The 20791-nt window shown below is 66.4% G+C and carries 18 protein-coding genes; 6 read left to right on the forward strand and 12 right to left on the reverse strand.

The annotated features are described in order from the left end of the window. Positions 1-75 precede the first annotated feature (75 nt). The 6 genes from NM962_16935 to eccB form a co-directional block, all read right to left on the reverse strand. Positions 76-975: an ESX secretion-associated protein EspG gene (locus NM962_16935; protein ID UVO11615.1), complete on the reverse strand. Its 900-nt coding sequence runs from the start codon at positions 973-975 to the stop codon at positions 76-78. Between the two features lie 163 nt (positions 976-1138). Next, positions 1139-1423 carry a WXG100 family type VII secretion target gene (locus NM962_16940; GenBank protein ID UVO11616.1) on the reverse strand — a complete coding sequence of 95 codons (285 nt, stop codon included), beginning with the start codon at positions 1421-1423 and terminating at the stop codon, positions 1139-1141. A gap of 14 nt (positions 1424-1437) precedes the next feature. After that, positions 1438-1734 carry a WXG100 family type VII secretion target gene (locus tag NM962_16945; protein ID UVO11617.1) on the reverse strand — a complete coding sequence of 99 codons (297 nt, stop codon included), beginning with the start codon at positions 1732-1734 and terminating at the stop codon, positions 1438-1440. Positions 1735-1890: 156 nt separating this feature from the next. Continuing rightward, on the reverse strand, positions 1891-2190 hold the full coding sequence (locus NM962_16950) for a PE family protein (protein UVO11618.1): 300 nt from the start codon (positions 2188-2190) through the stop codon (positions 1891-1893). A gap of 362 nt (positions 2191-2552) precedes the next feature. Continuing rightward, positions 2553-6776 carry a type VII secretion protein EccCa gene (eccCa, locus tag NM962_16955; GenBank protein ID UVO11619.1) on the reverse strand — a complete coding sequence of 1408 codons (4224 nt, stop codon included), beginning with the start codon at positions 6774-6776 and terminating at the stop codon, positions 2553-2555. Next, positions 6773-8284, reverse strand: coding sequence for a type VII secretion protein EccB (gene eccB, locus NM962_16960; GenBank protein ID UVO11620.1), 1512 nt, complete (start codon positions 8282-8284; stop codon positions 6773-6775). The genes eccCa and eccB overlap by 4 nt, the downstream gene beginning before the upstream one ends. Before the next feature lie 600 nt (positions 8285-8884). Between eccB and NM962_16965 the strand changes: the two genes are divergently transcribed. Then, a complete protein-coding gene (locus tag NM962_16965) occupies positions 8885-10627 on the forward strand; it encodes a molybdopterin-dependent oxidoreductase (GenBank protein ID UVO14794.1) in 1743 nt (580 codons plus the stop codon). Positions 10628-10800: 173 nt separating this feature from the next. After that, positions 10801-11196, forward strand: coding sequence for a hypothetical protein (locus NM962_16970; protein UVO11621.1), 396 nt, complete (start codon positions 10801-10803; stop codon positions 11194-11196). A gap of 19 nt (positions 11197-11215) precedes the next feature. On the opposite strand, the gene NM962_16975 is transcribed toward NM962_16970, so the two are convergent. The 5 genes from NM962_16975 to fabG are packed head-to-tail and all read right to left on the reverse strand — an operon-like array spanning position 11216 to position 15666. After that, positions 11216-11779: a hypothetical protein gene (locus NM962_16975; protein UVO11622.1), complete on the reverse strand. Its 564-nt coding sequence runs from the start codon at positions 11777-11779 to the stop codon at positions 11216-11218. A 14-nt stretch (positions 11780-11793) separates the two neighbouring features. Next, complete coding sequence (locus tag NM962_16980) at positions 11794-12516, reverse strand: GntR family transcriptional regulator (GenBank protein UVO11623.1); 723 nt, start codon at positions 12514-12516, stop codon at positions 11794-11796. A gap of 4 nt (positions 12517-12520) precedes the next feature. Further along, positions 12521-13714, reverse strand: a complete 1194-nt coding sequence (locus NM962_16985; protein UVO11624.1) for an acyl-CoA dehydrogenase family protein — start codon at positions 13712-13714, stop codon at positions 12521-12523. Next, positions 13715-14932: an acetyl-CoA C-acetyltransferase gene (locus NM962_16990; protein ID UVO11625.1), complete on the reverse strand. Its 1218-nt coding sequence runs from the start codon at positions 14930-14932 to the stop codon at positions 13715-13717. It abuts the gene before it with no gap. Continuing rightward, a complete protein-coding gene (fabG, locus tag NM962_16995; GenBank protein UVO11626.1) occupies positions 14929-15666 on the reverse strand; it encodes a 3-oxoacyl-ACP reductase FabG in 738 nt (245 codons plus the stop codon). The genes NM962_16990 and fabG overlap by 4 nt, the downstream gene beginning before the upstream one ends. Before the next feature lie 103 nt (positions 15667-15769). Between fabG and NM962_17000 the strand changes: the two genes are divergently transcribed. After that, on the forward strand, positions 15770-16957 hold the full coding sequence (locus NM962_17000; protein UVO11627.1) for an acyl-CoA dehydrogenase family protein: 1188 nt from the start codon (positions 15770-15772) through the stop codon (positions 16955-16957). 327 nt (positions 16958-17284) lie between these two features. After that, positions 17285-17935 (forward strand): peptidoglycan endopeptidase, encoded by a 651-nt coding sequence (locus NM962_17005; protein ID UVO11628.1) that lies wholly within the window; start codon positions 17285-17287, stop codon positions 17933-17935. Here the strand turns inward: NM962_17005 and NM962_17010 are convergent. Beyond that, positions 17932-18513, reverse strand: a complete 582-nt coding sequence (locus NM962_17010; protein ID UVO11629.1) for a class I SAM-dependent methyltransferase — start codon at positions 18511-18513, stop codon at positions 17932-17934. The two genes, NM962_17005 and NM962_17010, sit on opposite strands and share 4 nt — an antisense overlap. A 22-nt stretch (positions 18514-18535) precedes the next feature. On the opposite strand from NM962_17010, the gene NM962_17015 reads away from it, so the two are divergent. Both NM962_17015 and NM962_17020 read left to right on the forward strand, forming a co-directional pair. Beyond that, on the forward strand, positions 18536-19114 hold the full coding sequence (locus tag NM962_17015; GenBank protein ID UVO11630.1) for a hypothetical protein: 579 nt from the start codon (positions 18536-18538) through the stop codon (positions 19112-19114). Between the two features lie 21 nt (positions 19115-19135). Then, on the forward strand, positions 19136-20791 hold the full coding sequence (locus NM962_17020) for a recombinase RecB (GenBank protein UVO11631.1): 1656 nt from the start codon (positions 19136-19138) through the stop codon (positions 20789-20791).

The following is a 20791-nucleotide window of genomic DNA, read 5'->3' on the forward strand; positions in this document are numbered from 1 at the left end:
CGCACGAACCGCGTTTACCCGCAGTTTTCCGTTGCGACACTTGACATTCGACGCCCAGATCTGCCGAGCAGAGCGCTACACCCTCCGATGCGTTTTCCAGGCGCCGTAGGGCAGGGTGTCCAGAACGGTCTTGACGCCCACCTGAACCAGCTGCGGGGTGGCCGGGCAGATCGCCAGCCATGCTTCGCCCGAGCCTGCGGTGCGCGCCTGCTGATACAGCGCGATCCGGCCGCCTGACCCGTCTTTGAGCGACAGCACCGAGGCGCTGGGTCCCTTCGCGTCGTCGCGGTATTGCCGCGCATAGACCGCGGCTTCGGCTGCCGGCTCCGAAAGCGCCTGCCCCAGCGCCGCGACGGTGGCGGCGCTGATGCCCATCCGGCGCAGGTCTCCCCCGGTGAAAATGTTGAAGCCCGAGTCCTGCCAGCTCTGGGTGGCCTCCAGCATCTCCTCCATCGGCACGTTGACCGCGGTGATCTGGGCCGGGTCGGCGTGGTGGATGGATTCCATCCCGTCGATCACCAGCGCGGCGATCGAGGCGGCGTCGGTCACTGAGACGTCGTCGACGGTGATGTCGGTGCCGACGCGTACGGCCGACACCCAGTGCTCACCGCGCCGCGCCAACAGCACCCGGAACTCGTTGTCGGGGATGTCGCGGGTGCCGGGCTCCTGGTCCTCGGCGTCGATAACGCCATAACGCAGCTTGCCCAGCGACAGCAGCGCGACCACCTCAAGGTCTGGCGCGGCAAGCACCCTCATTCGTGCCGCGACGGTCTCGTTGACCTCGTCGTCGACGACGATGCCCTGTTCGCGCATCACCGCCATGCCGGGGTGTTGCGACAACCAGTCGCTGGAGTCGGTGGAAACGTAAGGACGACACCGCAACTCCGGAGCAACATGGCGGATGTCCAGCAATGCCTGCAGCATCCAGAAACCCTCGACGTTGACGGTGATGTCGGTGCGGGTGCTCGGGTCCATCACTACCCTCCTCTACCGGGTTGTTCGCTCGATTTGGCTAGTGGAGTACTTGGCTATTGGATCACGCGAGCGGGCGTGACCGCTCGGCACCACCCGCCAACTGCAGCACGCGGCAGCACACCCATGGATCGGGTGTGCTGCCGCGCTGCGAAATTGCGGGCGCTCAGGCCCAGCTGGAGCCGACCGAAGCGTCGGTGTTGGCCATGTTGTTGCCAGCCGACTGCACCTTCTGACCGTGGCTGTTGGCCTGCTCGTAGATCACCGCGAAGTTGCGACCCAACTGGGCCACAAACTCCTGGCAGGCCACCGAACCCGCACCACCCCAGAAATCACCGGCAGCCAACACATCGTGCACGATCGCCTGGTGCTCAGCCTCCAACGACGCCGCCTGCGCACGAATCAACGCACCGTGCGCATCCACATCACCGAACTGGTAATTAATCGACATATTCGTGTTCTCCTCTAGCTCGACAGGATCTGCTGAGAAGCAGCTTCCTGCTGCTCGTAGTGGTTAGCGTCACGAATCAGCCCATCCCGCACACCGTGCAGCATGTTCACGATGTTGCGGAAAGCGGTCTGCATCTGACCCATGGTGTCCATCGAGGTCCGCTCCGCCAGACCACCCCAGCCAGCACCGGAGATGTTGGTCGACGACGCCCACATCCGACGAGCCTCGTCCTCCACCGTCTGCGCATGCACATCAAAACGGCCCGCCATCGAACGCATCGCGTCCGGATCAGTCATAAAACGTGTTGCCACTGCTTTGTCTCCTTGCCTGAAGTTCGTTGTTTCTGATTGATATTCGTAGTTGACGGGTTATTGCCGCCGGTTACGTCGGTAACCGACGACCGGCTTGGAACGAATGAATGGTTCCCCTTCCACCAGTCCGTAGCCGGTAATGCGGTTGGCTCCTGATCAGCCCGCCGCGGCAGCGTTGGCTGCCTCGGTGGCGGCGTAGGAGGTCGCACTGCTGTTGAGCGTGGCGACGAACATCTCGTGGATCGCCGCGGCCTGCGCGCTGACCTGCTGGTACATAGTCGCGTGCGCAGCGAACTGCGCCGCGGTCAGTGCCGAGACCTCATCGGCAGCGGCCGGGACCACACCGGTGGTCGGGGCGGCAGCAGCGGCGTTCTGCGCGTTCAACGCCGAACCGATACCGCTCAAGTTCGCAGCGGCAGCTGAGAGCGCTTCGGGCTGCGCATTCACAAACGACATTCGAGTCCCTCCTCATCGATCGCGGTCAGCAATCTCTCCGCTGTCGATCGTAAGGGCTCAAGGTGCCCCGGAGTAGCCATAACGCCGACTGTTCACCTGCCGATAACAAGAGTTCATCTGGGGTAACAATCCGGTAGCAGCGACCAGGCCGTTCGACCCGTGAAATGGCTCCGTACTGGAAAAACACAGAGCTGATATTTCCGGTGCGGGCGGCCGCCGCCCTGCCCTCCGATACGAGCGAGCACGAGGCCCTTGGTATAAATCTTGCCGCAATTAATTCACTGCCCGCCCGGGGGCTGTGACAACGCCAGCAACCACCGTGGCGCTGTTGCTCGCGTCACGGTGGTTGCTGGACAGACCGGTCAGCCGGCCGGGGTGGCCGCGCGCTCTTGCGCCGGCGCCCGCCGCAGCTCGGTGGCGGCGACCTGAACGAACACGCCGGTGTCCTCGGCCATCAGCAGGCCACGACCGCGAGGCAGCGGGCCGCCCTTCATCTTGCCGCGGATGAAGCCCTCGTCCGGGTCGGCGTCCATCACCAACAGCGGCGCGTTGGCCTGGTGCAGAGCCCGCAGCAGCGGGTCGGCACCGGCGGACGACCAACCGCCGAACGTGCGGGTGGCGATCACGTGCAGGCCAACGTCTGCCGAGCGGGTGACCCAGGGCGCAGCTTTCTGGAACGGCGAGTCGAAGCCGGGCGGGAACTGCTGGATGTCGTCGATGATCAAGAAGATCTCCGGCCCGCTCCACCAGGTCCGCGACAGCAGCTCCTCGGCCGACAGCCCCGGCGGCGGCTCGCGGTTGGCCAGCGTGGCGGCCAACTCGTTGACCAGCGCGACGGTGCCGTCCATGTTGTAGGCGAACTTCTCCACGTAGTCCGACCCCAAGGTGGTCAGCAACTGCCGACGCGGGTCGATCAGCCACACCTGGGCCGAGGGCCGCCCGTCCGGGCTGGGCGCCGGTGCACTGCTGGAGCCCGGCGCGTAGAGCCGCTCGATCTCGCTCATGATGGTGGCCAGCGTGGTGGTGCGGCCGCATTCGCGGCGGCCGGTCACCATCAGGTGGCCGTTCTCGGCGAAGTTCAGATAGACCGGCTGCAGGTCGAGTTCGGAGATCGCCCAGGCGATACCGCCCGCTCCCACTCCTTCGCGGCGGTCGTTGGCCGCGACCGCGCGCACCTCTTCCAGCCCGAACCGCGCCGGCAGACGCCGCACCGGGCGCACCCGGCCGACCGCCACCTGGCTAACCGCGGCCGCCACGCTGTCGGACTCGAACACCTTGCCGCCGGTGTCGTCCATGGCGGGCCGAGCGATCAGGGTGTGCAGACCAGACTGGGGGTCGCTGTCGAGGCGTACGTAGTTGACCGCAACCATGCCGCGTCCGGGCTTCACCGGGACATCCTTGGCGAACCGGGAACGCACCAGCTTGGCGTCCTCGACCGCGGCCAGACGCAGCTCGACCCGGGATCCGAAACCGCTTCGCACCGGCGGGCGCAGCTCCGATTCGCGGTCAGCGGTCACAATCACGTGCACACCGAACGACGGCCCCTGGTTGATGATCTGGTTGACCTGCTCGACGAGCACCTCGTTTTCCTCCGAGAGCGCCCGGTAGTTGTCGACCACCAGATAGACATCGCCAAATCCGTCGTTGGGCACTCTCCCGGCTTCGCCGGGAACAGTACTGAACTTGCGCCGGCGGAAGACGTCCATCGACGCAACGTCGTTCTCCAGGAAGCTGCGCTTGCGGGTCCGCACCAACGCCAGCAGTTCGGCCACCGTGCGGCGGACCCCGTCGGGGTCGGTCGGGCCACAGACACTGCCCACGTGCGGCAATCCGGCGACCGTGGTCAGCGAGGTGCCGCTGTAGGCCAGGCAGTAGAACTGGACCTGTTCGGGGGTGTGCGTCAACGCCGCCGAGCAGACCAAGGTCTGCAGTGCGGTCGTCTTGCCCGAACCGCCGGCGCCCAGGATCAGCACGTTGGCGCCCGGGCCGGAGGTGTCCACCGTCCACGGCGGCTGGTCGTGCTTGAACGGACGGTCGATGACACCGATCGGGAACACCAGGTCGCGCCGGGTGCCGTAGTCCTGCTGCCACGGGTGACCCAGGTAGCGGTTCACCAGGTTCTCGACGGTCACCGGGACATCCAGCGGCGGCTGCCACAACCGGTAGGGCTCGAAATCGATCTGGCGCAGCTGGTCGATGATGACCGTGCCGACCTTGGGAGTCCGGATGAAGTCCTCTTCCTCGGCCGGCTCGCCGAGCGCGGCTGCCGGCTTGGAGTCGATCGCCGCCATCTCATCGGCCGCCTCGATCTCGGGCGTGCTGACGCTGACCTCGAGCGGAGTGAACTCGGTGGTGAACAGCTGCGGCCGGATGTAGTCGACGGCATGCGTCAACGGCATCTGCTCGTCGTCGAGCAGTCCGCCCCGGTGGTAGTCGCGCCACAGGAACTCGGCCTGGAATCGGATGACCTCTTCGCCGCTCTTGCGGAAGTAGCCGAGGCCGGCCTTGGCCGGCAGGTTCACCGCGTTGGGCACGCCGGCGGCCTGCGCGGCGCCGGCGGTCTGCGCCTTGAGCACGAGCCGGTAGCCCATGTTCTCCATAAGCTTCTCGGCGCGGCTCTCGATGGTCTGCGAGGCCATCATCAGGTGCACCCAGTAGGCGCGGCCCTGTCGGCCGATCGAGTCCAGCACCTCCACCGCGGTGGGCATGATGCGGAACCACTCGTAGAACTCGTCGATCACGACGACCAGCATCGGCAGCGGCGGCAGGCTGTCGTCTCCGCGCGCCCGCATCCGGGACCGGATCTCGTTGTACTCCTTGGCGCCGTCGACGCCGGCGTTGTCGCACATGGTCTTTCGCCGGGCGATCTCACCCCACATGGCTTCCAGGAAGCGCTCCATGAGGGCCTGGTCGTCTTCCAAGTCGGTAATGATCCGCGACACGTGCGGAACGCCGGCGAACGGCTTGACCGCCGATCCACCCTTGAGGTCGGCCAGCACGAACTGCAGCTCGTCCGGTGGGTGAGCCAGCAGCAGCGACTCGATCACCGTGCGCACCAGGGTCGACTTACCGGAACCGGTGGTGCCGGACATCACGCCGTGCGGCCCGTCACCGCCCTCGTCGAGGGACTTCATGTCGAGGAACAGCAGTTCGCCGTTGTCGGAGCGGTTTCCGAACGGAATCCGCAGCCGACCCCTGCTGCCGCCGTCGCGCCGGCTGGCCCACAGCTCTTCGAAGTTGATCCGCCCGGCGTCGTCGATGCCGTAGTAGGCCATGATGTCGCGCGCACCGATGTGGTGCGTCACCTTCTGGCCGATCTCCTCGTAGGCCGCGGCCAGCCGCCAGTGCGCCAACCGCTGCGCGAACTGCTCGGCGTCGGTCGGGCTGACCTGGTCGGCGAGCGCGAAGAACCACTCGTTGTCGTCGATCACCATCCAGGTGTCGCGGTCACGCGGCAGCGCGTTGATGATGCCCTTGTCGTCGAGACGCAGCACCCGCTGCGAGACGCCGCGCCACTCCGGGGCGCCGGTCAAGTCGAAGAACGTCACCCCGTCGATGCCCTCGGTGGTGTTGACGTACTCCCACTGCGGGTCCAGGCCGTCGACGATGATCAGGTGGTGCGGGGTCGGGGTCTCCGCCGAGGAGCTTGCGTGGCGCGGCATGAATGATCCACGCCCGGAGAACAGTTCGGCGTGTTCGGTGGCGAAGTCCTGCACCGAGCCGTAGACCATGCGGGCATTGCCCGCGGCGTCCTGGCGGCGCGGATCGCCGAAGTGCGGCATCCACTTCACCCAATCCCACTGCGCCACATCCGAAGTCACGACGACCATGCGCAGATGGTCGGGCCCGTGGGAGAAGGCCAGTTGGCAGATGATTGCGCGCATCAGCCCGAGCACCTGCTCGCGGTCGCCGACCAGCGAGTACCACGGCTCGACCAGCAGCGAGATCATCTTCGGCAGGTTGTAGACCACGCTCTGGTAGCGCCCGAACTCCTGCAGCGCCTTACCGGTCACCGGTTCCAGCTCGATGTCGGTCGGCATGTTCTGCGGCTCACCCCAAGTCACCTCGGGGCGGGTCATCCCCACCCCGACTCGGGCCAGGCCGAAGTTGAGATCCTTGCCGTTGGGCTGGCGTTCCCACATGCGCGACGACCCCACCGCGGCGGCCAGGGTAGACGGCGCCGGGTGGTACCACCGGTAGTTGGCGTCCATGCTGTCCGCGGACTCCGCCGCCGACTCACGCAGCCGGTCCAGCATAAGCATGAACTGGGCGCGCATGGCGTCGAGCTTGGGGCGGCTCAGTTGCTGGGCACCGCCACCGAAACGGCCGCCGAACATCATCATCGCGACGCCGCCGATCATGAAGATCGGGAAGATCGAGCCCGCGCCCAGGAACATCCGGGAGCCGCTGGCCACGGTCATGGCGACCATGCCGACGAGCAGGCCGACCACCAGCACGCCGACCACCACCAGCCACCACGGCTTGCCTTCTGGCGGCGGGACGCTCAGCGGCGTCGGCAAGACGATGTTCTCCGGCTTGACCACCGGCGCGCGCTCCGGCGTCGGCCGGGCGTATCCACGTTTCACTTGGGCACCGCCAATTCTGCTGGGCTCATATCGGTTGGCAGGGTGTCGTGACGGACCAGCGCATCCTGTCGGGACAGGGTCGGGCCGTGGGCCAGCAGGCGCAACGCCACCGACGGCGCCAGGGATGGTTCTCCGACCAGGCCCAGCGCCTTGCGCTCGTCATCGCCAGGGATCCCGAATCGCACGCCCGAGGCCGATATCCACCACAACGATTCCCGCGTGGAGGCGTCCGGGTCGTTGCCGGTCACCGCGACGAAATTGCCGTAGCCGGAACCGAAGTAGACCCGGTCGGCCTCCGGCACGTTAGCGTCGTTGGTCTTCACCAGGGACACCACCCGGTTCATCTGCTTCTGCGCCACCGGAATTGTGGGGCCGGACACCACCTGCACCCGGGCACGGCTGTCACCGGTCGAACGCTCCCACCACCAGCACGTGGAAGGGTTCTCCTTGATGTCTACGACCTGAAGCGGCCCCTCGGGGTATGCCGACAGGTCCAGTCCGGTGACCACCGGCATCTTCGCCAGATCCTGCGGCGTCACCACTGCGGGCGCACCGCCCCCGGTGGCGCCGGCGTTCTGCAGGATGCGGGCTACCACCGGCGACACCGTCTGCACGCCGTTCATCAACACCACCGAATACTGTTGCGGCCCAGCCAACTGCGGTGTGGTGAACACCATGCCCACCGGACCGGGGGCATTCGGGAAGGCCGGCGGGTGACCGGCCTCCGGCACAAAGGGCACCGCCAGTTCCGGACCCACCGGCAACGCGTCGAACAGCGCCTGGCTCATGGGGCGGGCGTGGTCGACCTGCTCGGGGGTCAGCCCCAGCGGCAGCAGCACCGCCCGGTCCGCGGCGTCGATACGCGAGCGGCGCCCCTGGCGAACCACCCAGGAGTCATTGCCGTAGCGCAGCACGACCGCGTCGGGCCCGTCCAGCACCCGGCGGCGGGAGTTGAGTTCCGGCGCGCCGTCGATCACCGTCACGGTGACCGGCGACGGCGCGCCGACGCCCTGGACGTTGGCGACGGTGTCACAGATCAACCACGACGAGGTGGTGGGTGTTGTCGGCAGGATGTCCGACGGCGCACCGGGAATTCCCACGAGCGGGCCGTGCGGCTGCTCGGCTATTTGGGTGGAGCGCACCTTGTGCGGGTTGTCGGCCCGGCCGGCGATCAGTCGTGCCGAGGCCAAATTCAGAGCCGGATATATGGTGTCGCCGACTCGCACGTACAGGGCGCCAGAATCACGGTCGGCAATGATCGGCGATTCGTTCATCTGGCCCGACGGACTCAAGAACGACCACAGCAGTGCACCGAGGCAGACGACAGCCGCGGCCGACACGGAAGCCACCACGGCCAACGACTGGCGCCGACCGGGCTCTACTTCCATCCGAACCTGCCAGCGGGTCAACGCCATCGCTGTGCGTCGTGCCAGGAATTGGTACCCGGTCATCTGGGTACGCGTCGACAGCCCAAGGCCGTAGCCGGGTCCCCGCTGTTCGTCAGCCACGGTGCGCCCCAACCGCCGCCCGCAGCATTGGCAGCACTGCCGAATTACGGCGCGGTGCCGGTCCCGTATAGGTCGTCATCTACCCCTGCCTGGTCACAAGTTTCTCCACTGCGCATGCTAGCGGTGTCGCGCTACGACTGCCCGCAGTGCAGATTGCAATCTGATGGCGAAGGCGAAACGTACTTCGCCTGGTCTTCGGTGAATTATGACCGCGTTAGATGAACGGTCTGTAACGCGCTAGATCCGCGTGAGTTCACTTGCGTCTTGCTCAGCAGAAACGGGGGTTTGCCCACCGAAAATAATCGCGGCGATCACAAGATCGCGCCGGTCGGCGAGCCAGGACCGTGCAGGCTGCGGCACGACGGCCGCCGATGGCCGCCAAAATCCGCACTTGCGATACCTGAGTTTCCTGTCAGAAGCCTGCGTATCTGATGTCAGAGTATCGGGTCACGAGCTTTTACGCGCTACCGTCGAAAAGTGACCACGATTGATGGACAGGGTGCTGACGGGCAGCTCGACCCACGGGGTCCCGCAACCTCACCAGCAACGAAAGAGACAACTCATCCGGTCAGCTACTCCGCGGACGTCGTCGACGTCGAGCTGGAGCTGGAACAGGGCTACCGGGCCGAGATTCACAAGAACTACAACGAGACGGTCGACGTCGAGACCTACGGCGGAGGCTTCGACCTGACCCGTCGCGCGGTTGCCCCGCATCTGCGTATCGGCCGGGATAAATGGTTCAACCTGCTGTGGCTGATCCCGATCGGCTTCGTCGGACTGGTGGCGACGATCGCCATCGGTAAGGGAATCCGCAACATCCCTGCGGTTGAGGACTTCATCACGCGGTATCCGGGCAGCGCCGCGTCGTCGGAGTTCGCCGGCGGCATCCCCGCCTGGGCCGGCTGGACGCACTTCTTCAACCTGTTCATGATGATCTTCATCATCCGAGCCGGGATCCAGATTCTCTGCGACCACCCGCGGCTGTATTTCAGCCGCAACTCCACGCCCGGCAAGGACGAATGGCTGCGGGTGGGACCGCCGGTTCCCGACGACCCGTACTGGACGGCCAACGCCGACACCGTCGCGCTGCCCGCGCAGTTCGGGCTGCCTGGCTTCCGGCACTCGATCGGGCTGGCGCGCTGGTGGCACATGGGGCTGGGCGTGTTGTGGCTGCTCAACGGCGCGGTGTTCTACGTGCTGCTGTTCACCACCGGTCAGTGGCACCGGATTGTGCCCACCAGCTTCGACGTCTTGCCGAATGCGGCGTCGGTCGCCATCCAGTACGCATCGCTGGACTGGCCGACCGATCACACCTGGACCAACTACAACTCGCTACAGATGATCTCCTACTTCGTCACGGTGTTCATCGCGGCGCCGGCCGCGCTGATCACCGCCCTGGGGATGTCCCCGGCGCTGTCACAGCGGCTGGGGCTGATCAGCAAGCACATGCGACTGAACCTGCAGATCGCCCGGTCCCTGCACTTCGTGGTGCTGGTCTACTTCCTGTTGTTCATCCTCGTGCACGTCACCATGGTGTTCGCCACCGAAGCGCTGGTGAACCTCAACCACATGTTCGCCGCCCGCGACGACCACAGCTGGGTCGGGTTCGGCGTCTTCTCGGTGGCTTTCGTGGTCTGCGCCGTCGCGTGGATCGCAGCCACGCCGCTCACCCTGCGCTACCCGCGGGTTGTGCAGAAGATCGGCTATGCCCTGATCGGGCCGTTCCAGCGCGCCCTGGAACATCTCGACCCCGAGCCCGGGACCTTCACCGAAGCCGACATCTCGCCGTTCCACTGGCGCAACGGCCGGCTGCCGGAGACCGTCGAGTACAAGGAATACGAGGCGGGAGACTTCAAGGATTGGCGACTCAAGGTCTACGGCCTGGTCGAGAACCCGATGGAGTTCTCGCTGGAGGATCTCAAAGCCCTGCCGTATCACGACCAGATCACCCAGCACATGTGCGTGCAGGCCTGGTCCGGCGTGGCCAAGTGGGGCGGAGTGTCGATGTCGACCATCATGGACATCGTCAAGCCGCTTCCCCAGGCCAAGTGGGCGATCTTCTACTCGATGGGCCTGGGCGCCACCGGCGGCATCTTCTACAACGCACACCCGGTCGACCAGATGTGGCACCACATGTCGATGCTGGCCTACAACATGAATGACCAGCCGCTGCCCTACATGCACGGCCGGCCGCTGCGGCTGCGCAACGAGCTGCAGCACGGCTACAAGCTGGTGAAATGGATCAAGGGCATCGAGTTCGTCGAGAGTTACAAGGAGATCGGCAGCGGCCACGGCGGCTACAGCGAAGACCACAAGTTCTTCGGCCGCCATCAGACGATCTGAGCCGATCCCAGGAACACCGGCTCCGCGGCCTGACAGGAACACCTGTCAGGCCGCGCCGCATCTGCGGAAGTTCCGAGGGCAGCAGCCCGGTCTGAACGTTGTCGACGGCTGGTGCACCGAATCACCCCCGCGTCGTAGGGTGACATGAGGCAACTGAACAACGGGGAGAATCCATGCGCAATCGCGGTATCGGAAAGTCAGTCCTGTCGGTGGTGGCGGTGGGGCTCGCCGTGGGGGCGGTGACGACCGCCTGCGGCGGTTGCGACAGTGACTCCGAGGAAGACACCTACGGCGAAGTCACCCAGGCACCCGCGGCGCCGACGCCGCTGGCGCCGACCCCACCCGCCGACAGCGGCGCCGACGAGTCCGGCCCCACTACGTTGCCGGATGCACCGCTCACCAGCGCTGCTCCGGTTGTTGAGCCCACCGCAAAGCAGGCCCCGGCAGCTCCCGCAGTGCCGCGGGCCCCGTCTGCGCCCGCAGTCCCGGCAATCCCCGCAATTCCGGCAATCCCGGCGATTCCCGCCATTCCGGCGATTCCGGCCATTCCGGCGATCCCCTACCCCTAGGGATCGCACCGGCCAGCGGTCAGATTCCGGTCCAGGCGGAGTCCAGCTGCTCGGCCACGTCGATGATCTGCGCCCGCTGGGATTGCGGACTGTCGATCTCGGCTGCCACATAGCTGGCGATGAACCGCCGGATCTCCCCGTCGACGCCGGCGAAGATCCGCAGCAGCTCGCCGCGGATGGACGTCGACGACACCTCGACGGTGATGTCCGAGGACCGTGGTTTGGGCACATCGATGATCAGCAGCAGCGGCTCGGCGGCCCGCGCGGTGGCGTGCAGGGCGATGTCGCCGGCCACGGTGAACCGTTGCTTGTCCAGACGCAGATCGATGAGCAGGTCGATCTCCAGCGGAATGTGGATCGCGAACGTCAGCAGATCCCCCAGACCGCGTGCCACCCGCGGCTCTTGGACCCGCACCTTCGCACTGACCTTGGCGATGCCGCCCGGTCCCTGCCGCATGGCGGGCATCTCGAACTCGTCGCCGGCGATGACGGCGAACGCAGCTGCCACTCGTTCCTCGGTGACCGCGACCTCGAAGAACTTGCGCCCGAACTCTTCGTAAGTCAGGTAATTGTGGTTCTGCATAGGTTGATACGGTCTCACGTCCTCGTCGCAGACGGGCGCTGATCTGGCTGCGCCACGCGGTCGTCTTCGCACTCCACCACACCGCGATCGGTCAGATGCTCGATGAGCGGCATCACGCCGGCCGACAAGTGCTCGGCCATCGCGGTGCGTGCCAACGTCTGATCGTGTGCCGCCAGCGCGGCGAGCACTCGCCGGTGATCGGCCATGGACCGTTCCGGCCACCCGGCGATGCCCGGGAAAACCGCCTCGGGCGCATACCGGGTTATCTGCGACATCATTTGGGCCAACTTGGGCGAGGCAGCGGCCACGTTGATGGCCCGGTGAAAGTCGTGGTTGAGCCGCACGGTCCGCTCGACGTCGTCTCCGGCGTAGGCCTGCTCCAGCTGGGACTGGATCTCATTGAGCTCGTTCAACTGCTCCTCGGTGATACCGGCCGCGGCCCGCGCCGCCAGCTCACCGCCCACAAACGCCTGGACCTCGGCGACGTCCGCCAGATCACGCTTGGTCACCGGCAACACGACGAACCCGCGATGTGGCTGCTGGTAAAGCAGACCTTCAGCGCGCAGCTCGAACAGCGCCTCCCGCACCGGGGTGACGCTGATTCCCAATTCCGTTGCCAGCTGGTCCAATCGGACGTACTCCCCCGCGGCGTAACCACCGTCGAAGATCCGCTGGCGCACGAAGCGTGCCACGGCTTCCGACAACTGCGGTCGGGTGCTGAAGTCGGGAGCAGACATAGCGTCAGATGCGGTAGTCGGCCAGCAGGCGCTTGCTGATGATCTGCTTCTGGATCTCACTGGTGCCCTCACCGATCAGCAGGAACGGCGCGTCGCGCATCAGGCGTTCGATCTCGTATTCCTTCGAGTAGCCATAGCCGCCGTGGATCCGGAAGCTCTGCTGGGTGACCTCGTTGCAGTACTCGCTGGCCAGGTATTTCGCCATGCCCGCGGCGACGTCATTGCGTTCGCCGGAATCCTTCAGTCGGGCCGCGTTGACAACCATCAGGTGTGCGGCCTCGACCTTGGTCGCCATCTCGGCCAGCCCGAACGCGACGGCCTGATGCTCGGCGATCGGCTTGCCGAAGGTGTTGCGCTGCTGGGCGTATCGGGCCGCGAGCTCGAATGCGCGGATGCCCACCCCGCAGGCGCGTGCCGCGACATTGACCCGGCCGACCTCGATGCCGTCCATCATCTGGTAGAAGCCGCGGCCGGTCGTGCCGCCCAGAATGTCGGCGGAACTGGCCCGGTAATCGTCGAAAATCATCTCCGTGGTGTCGATGCCCTTGTAGCCGAGCTTCTCGAGCTTGCCGGGAATCGTCAGTCCCGGGACGACTTCGCCGAAACCCGTTGGCTTTTCGACCAGGAAGGCCGTCATGTTGCGGTGCGGTGTGGCGGCCCCCTCGTCGGTGTGCACCAGCACCGCTACCAGGCTCGACGTGGCGCCGTTGGTCAGCCACATCTTCTGGCCGTTGATGAGGTAGTCGCCATCGCCGGTGGGTGTGGCCCGGGTGCGGATGGCGGCGACGTCGGAGCCCAGCTCGGGTTCCGACATCGAAAACGCCCCGCGCACATCCCCGGTCGCCATCGCCGGCAGGTAGCGCTGCTTCTGCTCGTCGGTGCCGTGCTGGCGCAGCATGTAGGCGACGATGAAATGGGTGTTGATCACCCCGGAGATGCTCATCCAGCCACGCGCGAGTTCCTCGACGCACAGCGCGTAAGTCAGCAGCGACTCGCCCAATCCCCCGTAAGCCTCCGGAATCATCAGGCCGAACAGGCCCAACTGCCGCATGCCGTCGACGATCTGTTGCGGATAGGCGTCGGCGCGCTCGAACTCGGCGGCGTGCGGAATGACCTCTTTGTCGACGAACGTCCGTACCGCCTCGATGATCTCGGTCTGGCTCTCGGTCAGTCCCAACGTCTGGCACAGCTTGGCCATTTACGCCACCCTCTCGAACACGGCGGCCAAGCCCTGGCCACCTCCGATGCACATGGTCTCCAGTCCGTAGCGCTGCTGGCGGCGGTGCAGCTCGCGTGCCAGTGTCGCCAGCATCCGGCCGCCGGTCGCGCCCACCGGATGCCCCAGCGAGATCCCTGAACCGTGCACGTTGGTCCGGGCACGGTCGGCGACACCGAATCGCCACTCCGCCATCACCGCTAGCGCCTGAGCGGCAAATGCCTCATTGAGCTCGACCAGGTCGATGTCGCCGAGCGTGAGACCGGCCTTGGCCAGGGCAACCTCGGTGGCTGGCACCGGGCCGATGCCCATGACATTGGGTTCGACCCCGGCCAGCCCCCAGGAGACCAGCCGCACCAGCGGGGTCAGGCCCAGCTGCTCGGCCTTGGCGCGGGTGGTGACAACACACATCGAGGCCGCGTCGTTCTGGCCGCTGGAATTGCCGGCCGTGACAGTGGCGTCCGGATCGCTGTTGCCCAGAACCGGTTTGAGCTTGGCCAGCGACGCCATCGAGGTATCGGCGCGGGGATGCTCGTCGGTGTCGATCCACTGCTCGCCGGTGCCGGAGCGCACCGTGACACCGATGATCTCGTCGGCGAACACACCGCTGCGCTGGGCCGCCACCGCGCGCTGATGCGAGGTGACTGCGAGTTCGTCCTGCTCGGCGCGGGAGATCTGGTACTCACGGCGCAGGTTCTCCGCGGTCTCCAACATGCCGCCGGGCACCGGGTGGTGCTGCCCACCCGCGGTGGTCCGGCCGCGCGCCAGTCCGTCGTGCACCCGTACACCGTCGCGGCCAGCGCCCCAGCGCATGTCGGTGGAATAGAACGCCACGTTGCTCATGCTCTCCGCACCGCCGGCGATCACCACCTCATGCGCGCCACTGCCGACCTGCAGGCAGGCCTGGATCACCGCCTGCAGTCCTGATCCGCACCGCCGATCAACCTGCATACCCGGAACCGTCACCGGCAGGCCGGAATCCAGGGCGACCACCCGCCCGATCGCCGGTGCCTCACTACTGGGATAACAGTGCCCCAGCACCACGTCATCGATGGCATCGGCGGCTAGACCGGTGCGCTCCAGCAGTCCGGTCAGCGCGGCGACACCGAGCTCGACGGCGGTCAGCGACTTGAAGATCCCGCCGTAGCGCCCGATCGGGGTACGAACCGGTTCGCAGATCACCGCCTCGCGCAGAGTCATAGGTGACGACCACCGGTCACCTCGAGCACCGTGCCCGTCATATAAGAGGACAAGTCGGACGCCAGGAACAGTGCGACCGTCGCGACCTCGTCGGGTTCGCCGGCCCGGCCCATCGGCACCTCGGCGACCTTCGAATCCCAGATCCGCTGCGGCATGGCCTCGGTCATCGCCGAGCGGATCAGCCCCGGCTGGATCGCGTTGACGCGGACACCGAGGTAGGCCAGCTCCTTGCTGGCGGCCTTGGTCATACCGACGATGCCGGCCTTGGCGGCCGAATAGTTGGTCTGCCCGACCATGCCGACCTTGCCCGATATAGAGGACATGTTGACGATCGCGCCGCGCTTGCGCTCCCGCATGATCGCCGCGGCCGCGCGCAGCCCGTTCCAGGTGCCCTTGAGGTGGACTGCGATCACCTGATCGAAATCGTCTTCGGTCATCTTGCGCATGGTGGCGTCGCGGGTGATTCCGGCGTTGTTCACCATGACGTCCAAGCCGCCGAACCGCTCGACAGCGACGCCCACCAACGCCTCGACGTCGGCGGCGTCCGTGACATCGGTGCGCACCGCCACCGCGACATCGGCGCCGAAGCGCTGCGCCGCGGCCTCGGTCGCCTCCAGGTTCAGGTCGCCGAGCACCACCCGGGCGCCCTCGGCGACGAAGCGTTGCGCGATCGCGAAGCCCAGCCCCTGCGCTCCACCGGTGATCACCGCCGTCTGCCCGTTGAGTAACGCCACGCCGAAACCGTCCTCTACATGTCGTGATGTCGTGCCCACCCCGTGGTCCGGGACATCATATTTCATATATGATTTGTCGGCCAGTGCCGAAAGGGGCCGTGCCATGACGACCGCATCCGTCGCGTCCGTTGACGACGACGTCTTCGCCGAGATCCTGTCCCAGACCCGCCGGTTCGTCCGGACGATGGTCGTCCCGCGCGAACAGGAGATCCTCGACACCGATCAGGTGCCAGCCGACCTGCGGCAAGCCGCCAAGGACCTGGGCCTATTCGGCTACGCGATCCCCCAGGAGTGGGGCGGACTGGGCCTGAATCTGACCCAGGACGTCGAACTGGCCATGGAACTGGGCTACACCTGCCCGTCAGTCCGGTCGATGTTCGGCACCAACAACGGCATCGCCGGCCAGGTGCTGGTGGGGTTCGGCACCGATGAACAGAAGCAGCGCTGGCTAGAGCCCATCGCCGCCGGAGCGGTCGCGTCCTTCGCCCTCACCGAGCCTGGAGCGGGCTCCAATCCGGCGGGTCTGCGCACCAAGGCCGTCCGTGACGGCTCGGGAGCGGAAGAGACCTGGGTGCTCGACGGGCAGAAGCGGTTCATCACCAACGCCCCGCTGGCCGATCTGTTCGTGGTGTTCGCCCGTACTCGACCCGCCGACGAACGCGGCGCCGGCATCGCGGTGTTCCTGGTACCTGCCGACACCGCCGGGGTCGAAGTCGGCGCCAAGGACGCCAAGATGGGCCAGGAAGGCGCCTGGACGGCCGATGTCACCTTCTCCAGCGTGCGACTGCCCGCCACCGCCCTGGTCGGCGGTGATGAGGACATCGGTTACCGGGCGGCGATGACGTCGCTGGCCCGCGGCCGTATTCATATTGCGGCGCTGGCGGTGGGAGCCGCACAGCGCGCGCTGGATGAATCGGTGAACTATGCCGCCACCGCCACCCAGGGCGGCAGCATCATCGGCGACTTCCAGCTGGTGCAGGCGATGCTCGCCGATCAGCAGACCGGCGTGCTGGCCGGCCAGGCGCTGGTCCGCGACGCCGCCCGCAAGTGGGTAAGCAACGAAGATCGGCGGATCGCTCCGTCGGTGGCGAAGGTGTTCTGCACCGAGATGGCCGGCAACGTCGCCGACCTAGCGGTGCAGATCCACGGCGGCAGCGGATACATCCGCGGCGTGCCGGTGGAGCGCATCTACCGCGACGTACGGCTGCTGCGGCTCTACGAAGGCACCAGTGAGATCCAGCGGCTGATCATCGGGTCGAATCTGATCAAGAACGCGAAGCGTTCACTGTAAGCAGCATCACTTTCTGCCCGGAGAACGACAAGCTGACCCGCGTCGACATTTTCTCCGATACCGGCGGTAATGGATACCTCTGCCGCACCCATTGATCAGGCAATTTCATCCTAATAATGCAAATTTGTGACCTTTGGGACCACGCCCAACAAACACATATGAGTCATCTACCAGCGCTTACGGAAATTAACGGCCGTGTTCGCTGCATTTTCCCGGATCTACCTGGCGTTTTCCGTTGCGACGTTATGTTTGACAACATGAATGCCAAACGTGATGGGCACCACAGATTTTGGTAAGTGCAGTTATCCATGGTTAATGTGCCTGGTCATGTTTGGTCTAGAAGCACTGATGGCGCTCATCCAGCAGGTTTCGGGCACTCCGTACATCGTCGGTGGGAACACTCCCGCCGGCACGGACTGCTCGGGTTTGGCCTCCTGGGTGTCCAACGTCGCCAGCGGCCGGCCGGCCTTCAGCGGTCGGTTTCACACCGCCAACGAGGAGTCGGCGCTGCTGGCCCGCGGATTCAAGTACGGCACCGCCCCCAACGCCGTGGTGGTGGGCTGGAACAGCCACCACACCGCGGTGACCCTGCCCGACGGCACGCCGGTGGCCAGCGGCGAGCCCGGCGGCGTGAAGATCGGTGGCGGCGGCGCATACCAGCCGCAGTTCACCCATCACATGTACCTGCCCATGGAGGAAGCACCGGCACCCGACGCGCCCGTGGTGGAGTTCGCCGCCATGGTTGAGCCGGGACCCGAGCCCGTCGCAGAGCCGATGGCCGAGCCCATGGCCGTCGAGCTGGCCGCGCCGCCCATCGAGGCTCCGCCGTTCGAGGCACCGCCGATCGAAGCCCCGATGGAGGCGCCGATCGATATGCCGCCCGGCGAGGCGCCGCCGATGGATGCCCTGCCGCTCGACGAGGCCCCCGCTGAGCCCGGCCCGGAGCCCAGCGACCGCGAAGCGCCAGCTCCGGCCTAGTCCCGTCCGTCCAGGTGCGCTGACGGCGCCGTCGCCTCGCCGCGTCGCGCCAACAGCCACGCCAACCCGTCCGCTTCACCCTCGGCGATCATCTCCAGATCGGCGAACGCCGTGCGCAGCTCCCCCGGCGCGGCCCGAAACCGCCCCGCGGTGCTGCCGACCTGGCTCAAAGCGGTGATCGCCAGCAGCCCACCCGGGGCCAGGCGCTGCACCATTGGCGCGTCGAGCCGACTGTCGCGGAACCGCGCGCAGTAGACGACGTCGGCCGGCGGCCCGTCCGGCAGACCGTCGTCGAGATCGACGACGTCGAATCGGCACCGGTCGCCCACACCGCTGTGTTGGGCGAACGCCCGCGCCTGTTCGATAGCGACCGCCGAGACGTCGAACCCGGCCACCTGCAGGCCGCGCTGAGCCAGCCAGACCGCCGCTGCGCCCTGACCGCAGGCGATGTCAAGCGCGTGGCCCGCGGCCGGAAACACGTCTGCGAACGGCGCAAACACGGTGGCCGGCCCGATCGCGTCCAGCAGGGAACGGCCGGCGTACTTCGCATCCCAGCGGGTGCGGTCCTCGGCGCTCATCGGAATGGACGATACTGCGATAGTGAAATTACGGCCCTGGATCGCCCTGTTGCTGTTCGTCGTTGGTGGAGCTGCAGGTCTGATCGGTGACCACTCGCACGTAGTCACCGGGACCACCGAATACCTGCCGGGATCGCACGTCGTACCGTTCATCTGGAACAGCCCGCTGTATTTCCCGATCTTGGTCGGGTCCGCGACCGTCTTCCTGGCGGAGTTGCGACTGCATCTCCCCTCGCCGCGGACCGCAGTCACGGTGCGTCAGGGGGTGGCTGGTCTGGCCGCGGTCCTGGGCAGCTACGTCGTCACCGCGATGTTGCATGCCTCGCCGGTGGTTCCCCTCACGACGTTGATCTGTTCGTTCGCCGCCATCACGTTCTGCGCCTTGGGTGATCGTCCGGCGATTGTCTGCGGTGCGCTGGTCGCCGTCGTCGGTCCGGTGGCCGAGATCGGGATCTCCGCGGCCGGACACTTCCGCTATGCCGCCGGCTCGGACGGGTTGTTCGGCGTGGCACCGTGGCTGGTTCCGCTGTATTTCGCATTCGGGGTCGTCGCCGCGCTCTTCGCTGAAATCGCCACCGGCGTCACGCGGTCGGCAGACTAGGGCCACCTGGGGACGGACGCGATGGCACCGGTCACGCTGGGCGCCTACCCGGCAAAACAGTGTGCCCGCGTCACCCATAACGAGTTCGCCCCCGGAGTTCCCGAAGCCGCGCCGCTGCGCCCGGACTTGGAGTCGCTGCGCACTGTCGGAATCGCATTCGAGGAACGGGTTCTCGACGAGCTACGGTCACGCTACGGCGACTCGGAGCGGCTGCTGCTCCTCGACGCCGACACCAGCCGGGCTGAACGCCAGCGGCGCACGGCGGCCGCGATGCAGGCCGGTGTCGAGGTGATCGCCGGCGGGTGCCTGCCGGATGTCAACGGGCGCAGGGGCCTTCCCGACGTGTTGGTCAGACACCAGGACGGCTACCTGCCCGTCGACATCAAGAACCACCGCACGCTGGCCTTTGCGAAACGCGCGGAGGTGGAGATCTCGAAGCTGTGGCAACCCGATCGGCGGCTGACCTATCCGGGCCACAGTGACCACGGTGCGCGCTGGCGTGACGATGTCATGCAGCTGGCGCACTACACCCGGATGCTGCAGGAGTTGGGTTTTCACGGCGGGGCGAACCGCGGCGGCATCATCGGCAGCTCGGACCTGACTGCCCTACTCGGCGAGAGTCTCGGCATCACCTGGTATGACCTGGATACCGAGAACATCGTCACGTATTCGGCCAGCGATCCATCGCATCGCCGACCGCGCTCGGCTCTGCAGCGCTACGACCACGAGTTCGCCTTCCGCGTCGACGTCGCGCAGGCCGCAGCGGCCGGACGAGAACTGGTGCGGCCCTACCGCATCGCCGACTGTGGCACGTGCGCCTGGTTCGACTACTGTGCCACGGTGGTCGGCGACAACGATGCGTCGTTCGCGATCGAGACCGGCCACCTCACGATCCGGGAGTGGCAGTACCTGTATCGGCACTGCGGCGATGGCGCGGCGTTGAGCGTTGCGCAGTTGGCGGCTGTCGATGTGGACGCACACCTCGAAGCATTCCGCGTCCAGTCCGTCGGCACCAAAATGCCGCAGGACCGGCTGGCCAACGCGGTCCGACGAGCCCGGATGAGCTGCACCGGAATTGATTTCGAGGCACACGAATCAGGCTCAACGACCGTTCCCTCCGCCGACATCGAGGTCGACTTCGACATCGAGTGGGACGATCAGGGCCGGATCTATCAGTGGGGCCTTCGCGTTCGCGATGGCCAGGACGACTCCACTGCCCGCTACCAACCCGTCGTTTCATTCGATCCACTCGACGAGGCCGGCGAAGCCGAGCTGGCCGCCGAGTTCGCCTCTCGGATGCAGCAATTGCGCAGCCATGCCGCCCAGTTCGGCAAGTCGCTTCAGGTCTTCCATTGGCACCATCCCGAGATCAGCAGCACCCGCAGGTTCGCCGAGGTGGAACAGGCACTCGACGGCCTCACCTATGACCTGCGGAAGTGGTTCGACGCGACGTTTTTCGTCCGCACCTCGTCGTCGATCAAACAGGTCGCCGGCTTTTTCGGTTTCAGCTGGGAAGTCGACGATCCGGGCGGCCTGGCCTCCCAGGGCGCGGTCGAAGCCGCCCGGGGCAACGGCCCGCAGGCCGACGCCGCCCGGCAGTGGTGTCTGAGCTACAACGAATGTGATGTGGCGGCGCAGGCCGCGATCCGCGACGGAGTGCGCGCGTACCGCCGCTGA

This window comes from Mycobacterium sp. SVM_VP21 (assembly GCA_024758765.1).
Classification (GTDB): domain Bacteria; phylum Actinomycetota; class Actinomycetes; order Mycobacteriales; family Mycobacteriaceae; genus Mycobacterium; species Mycobacterium heraklionense_C.

Bases quoted from the DNA above. Each gene is read 5' to 3' on its own strand.
- NM962_16935 (UVO11615.1), bottom strand. From the start codon at position 975: ATGGACCCGAGCACCCGCACCGACATCACCGTCAACGTCGAGGGTTTC.
- NM962_16940 (UVO11616.1), bottom strand. From the start codon at position 1,423: ATGTCGATTAATTACCAGTTCGGTGATGTGGATGCGCACGGTGCGTTG.
- NM962_16950 (UVO11618.1), bottom strand. From the start codon at position 2,190: ATGTCGTTTGTGAATGCGCAGCCCGAAGCGCTCTCAGCTGCCGCTGCG.
- NM962_16970 (UVO11621.1), top strand. From the start codon at position 10,801: ATGCGCAATCGCGGTATCGGAAAGTCAGTCCTGTCGGTGGTGGCGGTG.
- NM962_16975 (UVO11622.1), bottom strand. From the start codon at position 11,779: ATGCAGAACCACAATTACCTGACTTACGAAGAGTTCGGGCGCAAGTTC.
- NM962_16980 (UVO11623.1), bottom strand. From the start codon at position 12,516: ATGTCTGCTCCCGACTTCAGCACCCGACCGCAGTTGTCGGAAGCCGTG.
- NM962_16985 (UVO11624.1), bottom strand. From the start codon at position 13,714: ATGGCCAAGCTGTGCCAGACGTTGGGACTGACCGAGAGCCAGACCGAG.
- NM962_16990 (UVO11625.1), bottom strand. From the start codon at position 14,932: ATGACTCTGCGCGAGGCGGTGATCTGCGAACCGGTTCGTACCCCGATC.
- NM962_17000 (UVO11627.1), top strand. From the start codon at position 15,770: ATGACGACCGCATCCGTCGCGTCCGTTGACGACGACGTCTTCGCCGAG.
- NM962_17005 (UVO11628.1), top strand. From the start codon at position 17,285: ATGTTTGGTCTAGAAGCACTGATGGCGCTCATCCAGCAGGTTTCGGGC.
- NM962_17010 (UVO11629.1), bottom strand. From the start codon at position 18,513: ATGAGCGCCGAGGACCGCACCCGCTGGGATGCGAAGTACGCCGGCCGT.
- NM962_17020 (UVO11631.1), top strand. From the start codon at position 19,136: ATGGCACCGGTCACGCTGGGCGCCTACCCGGCAAAACAGTGTGCCCGC.